General features: G+C 77.0%; 7 protein-coding genes. 3 read left to right on the forward strand and 4 right to left on the reverse strand.

Annotated features, from left to right (window positions below):
- Positions 1 to 204 (forward strand): DUF2804 family protein (locus PSR1_RS22385; RefSeq protein ID WP_152643422.1); only part of this gene is annotated, 204 nt, incomplete at its 5' end.
- Here PSR1_RS22385 and PSR1_RS22390 read toward each other — a convergent pair.
- On the reverse strand, positions 205 to 684 hold the full coding sequence (locus tag PSR1_RS22390) for an SRPBCC family protein (protein ID WP_059439530.1): 480 nt from the start codon (positions 682 to 684) through the stop codon (positions 205 to 207). It lies immediately after the preceding gene.
- Positions 685 to 843: 159 nt separating this feature from the next.
- On the opposite strand from PSR1_RS22390, the gene PSR1_RS22395 reads away from it, so the two are divergent.
- On the forward strand, positions 844 to 1,332 hold the full coding sequence (locus PSR1_RS22395) for a hypothetical protein (RefSeq protein ID WP_059439535.1): 489 nt from the start codon (positions 844 to 846) through the stop codon (positions 1,330 to 1,332).
- Positions 1,329 to 1,568, forward strand: coding sequence for a hypothetical protein (locus tag PSR1_RS22400; RefSeq protein WP_059439531.1), 240 nt, complete (start codon positions 1,329 to 1,331; stop codon positions 1,566 to 1,568). Before PSR1_RS22395 ends, PSR1_RS22400 begins: the two co-directional genes overlap by 4 nt.
- Positions 1,569 to 1,602: 34 nt before the next feature.
- Here PSR1_RS22400 and PSR1_RS22405 read toward each other — a convergent pair whose 3' ends face one another.
- From PSR1_RS22405 to ligD, 3 genes are all read right to left on the reverse strand, one after another.
- Positions 1,603 to 2,046 (reverse strand): hypothetical protein, encoded by a 444-nt coding sequence (locus PSR1_RS22405; protein WP_059439532.1) that lies wholly within the window; start codon positions 2,044 to 2,046, stop codon positions 1,603 to 1,605.
- Positions 2,043 to 2,495: a phage holin family protein gene (locus tag PSR1_RS22410; RefSeq protein ID WP_059439533.1), complete on the reverse strand. Its 453-nt coding sequence runs from the start codon at positions 2,493 to 2,495 to the stop codon at positions 2,043 to 2,045. The genes PSR1_RS22405 and PSR1_RS22410 overlap by 4 nt, the downstream gene beginning before the upstream one ends.
- A 129-nt stretch (positions 2,496 to 2,624) precedes the next feature.
- Positions 2,625 to 3,501: non-homologous end-joining DNA ligase (gene ligD / locus PSR1_RS22415; RefSeq protein WP_059439534.1), on the reverse strand; the 877-nt coding region annotated here is incomplete at its 5' end.

The following is a 3,501-nucleotide window of genomic DNA, read 5'->3' on the forward strand; positions in this document are numbered from 1 at the left end:
CGCGTGGAGAGCGCGGGCGGCGCGGTGCGCCTCGCGTTCCGGCCGGAGGCGGTCCACCGCGAGGACGTCGCGCTCGGCCTGGTGCGGACGCGCTTCGCGCAGGTGGCGGGGACGTTCGAGGGGGTGCTCCCCGCGCCCGGCGGCGGCGCGCTGGCCGTCGCCGGGCTGCCCGGGGTGGTCGAGGATCACCGCGCGGTCTGGTGATCAGCGCATGGGATCGTGGTGCGGCTCGCGCGGGCGGATCTCGCCCCGCCAGCCGCCGGACTCGACGCCGCGCTCCTCGACGTAGCGCTTGAAGCGCTCGAGGTCGCCCTCCACGCGCCGCGACACCACGCCGAGGACGTCGCCCACCTTCTCCACGAAGCCCTGCGGGTCGTACTCGAGCGCGAGCGTCACGCGGCAGCGCCCGTCGTCGACGGGGGTGAACGTCACGACGCCGCGGTTCACCGCGCCGCGGGTGTGCCGCCAGGCGATCTGCTGGTCGGGCATCTGCTGCACGATCTCGGCCTCCCACTCCTCGCGCTTGCCGCCGATCTTCGCGACCCAGTGGAGCGTCCGCTCGTCGAGCTGGTGCACCGCCTCGACGCCCTCCATGAAGCGCGGGAACTCCTCGAACTGCGTCCACTGGTCGTACACGGTCCGTACGGGCCGGTCGACCTCGATGCTCTTCTCCACGCGTGCCATGTCGTCCTCCTCGTACCCGCGAAGCTAGGCACGGACCGGGGAGGCGTCCCGGCGGGCGCGGCGGCGGGCGGCCGGAGGGACCCGGCCCGCCCACCGGGACGTGCGCTCGCGCACCGCCGGCCGAGGTGCACCGCGCCGGCGCGGCGCCGGGTGCGGGGCGTGGCCATCCTCGTGGACGTGCGCGCGGTGCGTGAGATCGAGGGCGGGGAGGCGGGGCGCAGGTGGGAGCGCCCGCTCGCGCTGGGCCAGGGCGCGTTCTACGCGGCCACCGGCGCCTGGCCGCTCGTCCACATGCCGAGCTTCGTGGCGGTCACCGGGCCCAAGCTCGAGCCCTGGCTCGTCCGGACGGTGGGCGTGCTCGTCGGCACGATCGGCGGCACGCTGCTGTCCGCCGGCGCGCGGCGCCGCATCACGCCCGAGGTCCGGTGGCTCGCGCTCGCGAGCGCGGCCGGCATCGCGGCGATCGAGCTCTGGTACGCCGGGCGGCGCCGCAGGATCGCGCCGGTGTACCTGCTGGACGGCGCCGGCGAGCTGGCGCTCGCGGCCGCGTGGGTGGCGCTCGGGGCCCGGCGGCGGGTTCGCGGCGGCGTGGCGAGGGTGGGTGGAGGCGGAGGCCGGCCGCACGGCCGGGAGGAGGAAGCGCGATGACGGGGAGCTGCGAGGTCTGCGGGAACGAGTACGACAAGGCGTTCGAGATCACCGCCGGCGGGAAGCGGCACGTGTTCGACAGCTTCGAGTGCGCCATCCAGGCGCTGGCGCCGCGCTGCGCGCACTGCGGGTGCAGGGTGATCGGGCACGGCACCGAGGCCGGCGGGCGCATGTTCTGCTGCGCGCACTGCGCCCACCACGCCGGCGCGCACGAGATCCAGGACCGGGTCCAGTAGTCGGGCCGCCGCCGCGGCGGGGCCCCGCGCCGCCTCAGCGGGCGCGGGCCCCGGCCGGCGCGGCGCGCGCCGGGGGTGGCCGCAGGTACCGGTCCACCACCGCCCGCCGCACCAGCGCCACCGCGAGCGTGCTCGCCGCCGCCGCGGCGGCCTTGCGCAGCACGCTCGGCTCGGCGCCCACGCGCTGCGGGTGATCGAGCAGCCGCGCCAGCGCGCGCCGCGCCTCGCGCGCGCGCACCGACGGGCGCTGCCGCTCGGAGCGGGCGCGCACCGCCATCGCGACCAGGCCGCCGATGACGAGCGCCGCGGCGCTCGCCGCGATCGCCACCGCCACCGGGTGGCGGCGCGCCTGCAGCCCGAGGTCGAAGAGCTCGCTCCGGCGGCGGTCGAGCTCGCCCACCAGCATCCCCAGCTCCCCGCGCAGCGCGTCGATCTCACCCGACACGCGGCGCACCTGCCCGTCGGCGCCCGGCGTCATGCCACCTGCTCCTTCGCCCAGCGGACGCCGTCCTGCAGCGACCGGCGGGTCGTGTCGAGCGGCTTGCGCACGCGGCGCCCCCAGCCCCACAGGCCGGCCGCGGTGCCGGCCGCGAGCACCACCGCGGCGACCACCAGCGCCGCCGCCCAGCCCGGCAGCAGGCCCGCCTCCATGAGCGCCAGCACCACCGCGGTGAGCAGGAGCTGCACGGTGAAGATCCCGCACAGGCCCGCCACGCCGAGGCCGCTCGCCATCTTCGCCTCGGCCCGCAGGTCGGCCCGGAGCTCGGCCTTGGCGAGCTCGACCTCCTTGCGGGCGAGCGCGCTCGCCTTGCGCGCCAGCTCCGACACCAGGTCGCGCGTCGGCAGCTGGCGGATCGCCTCGGTCGCGCCGCCCGGGTGCACGGGTGGGACATGCGTGGGCCGGCCGGGCCGGTGCTGCGCGGTCATGGCTCTCTCCCCCGGCGCGGTGAGTGCGCGCGCCGAGGACAAGGTGCGACCGCGGCGCAGGAGGCGCCACGCGCCGGAGGCGTGCGGCCGCCGCGGCGACGGGGTCGCGGGGCGCCGCCGCCCGGGGGCTCAGGCGCCGGCCGCCCGCTCGAGCTCCGCGGGGGCGGGCAGGCGCTGGCGCAGCGTCAGCACCGGGGCGAACAGGTCGCCGACGCGCTCGACCCGGCGGAGCACCGCCCCCGCCTCGAACACCAGCCCGCCCGCGTCGCCGGTCCGGGCCGCCTTCTCCACCTCGGCCCAGCGGAGCGGGGTCGAGACGGTGGGCCGCGGCCGCGCCCGGAGCGAGTAGACGCAGACGGTGGTCTTGTGCGGGTCGTTCTGGCTCCAGTCCACCAGCACCTTCCCGCCGCGGAGCGCCTTCGCCATCCGCTCGACCACGAGCTGCGGGTGGCGCCGCTCGAGCAGGCGGGCGACCGCGTGCGCGAACGGCTTCGTGTCCGCGTACGTCGCGCCGGAGAGCGGCACGTACAGCTGCATGCCCTTCGAGCCGGAGCTCTTCGGGAAGGCCTCCAGGCCGAGCGCGGCGAGCAGCCGGCGCAGCAGCAGCGCCACCTCGCAGCACGCGAGCAGGTCCGCGGGCGGGCCCGGGTCGAGGTCGAACACGAGCGCGGTGGGCCGCTCCACGTCGTCCACCAGCGACAGCGAGGGGTGGAGCTCCAGGTCGGCGATGCTGGCGAGCCACACCAGCGAGGGCAGGTCGTCCACCACGCAGTAGTCGATGTAGTCCTGGTTGCCCTCGCTCCAGATCGCCTCGGTGCGGAACCAGTCCGGGCGGTGGCGCGGGCAGCGCTTCTCGTAGAAGTGCGGGCCGTCCACGCCCTCCGGGTAGCGCTTCAGCGTGAGCGGCCGGTCGCGCAGGTGCGGCAGGAGCACGGGCGCGACGCGGCGGTAGTAGTCCACCACCTCGCCCTTGGTGAAGCCGGCCTCCGGGTAGAAGACCTTGTCG

It is taken from the genome of Anaeromyxobacter sp. PSR-1 (genome assembly GCF_000964525.1).
Classification (GTDB): domain Bacteria; phylum Myxococcota; class Myxococcia; order Myxococcales; family Anaeromyxobacteraceae; genus Anaeromyxobacter.

Bases quoted from the DNA above. Each gene is read 5' to 3' on its own strand.
- PSR1_RS22390 (WP_059439530.1), bottom strand. From the start codon at position 684: ATGGCACGCGTGGAGAAGAGCATCGAGGTCGACCGGCCCGTACGGACC.
- PSR1_RS22400 (WP_059439531.1), top strand. From the start codon at position 1,329: ATGACGGGGAGCTGCGAGGTCTGCGGGAACGAGTACGACAAGGCGTTC.
- PSR1_RS22405 (WP_059439532.1), bottom strand. From the start codon at position 2,046: ATGACGCCGGGCGCCGACGGGCAGGTGCGCCGCGTGTCGGGTGAGATC.
- PSR1_RS22410 (WP_059439533.1), bottom strand. From the start codon at position 2,495: ATGACCGCGCAGCACCGGCCCGGCCGGCCCACGCATGTCCCACCCGTG.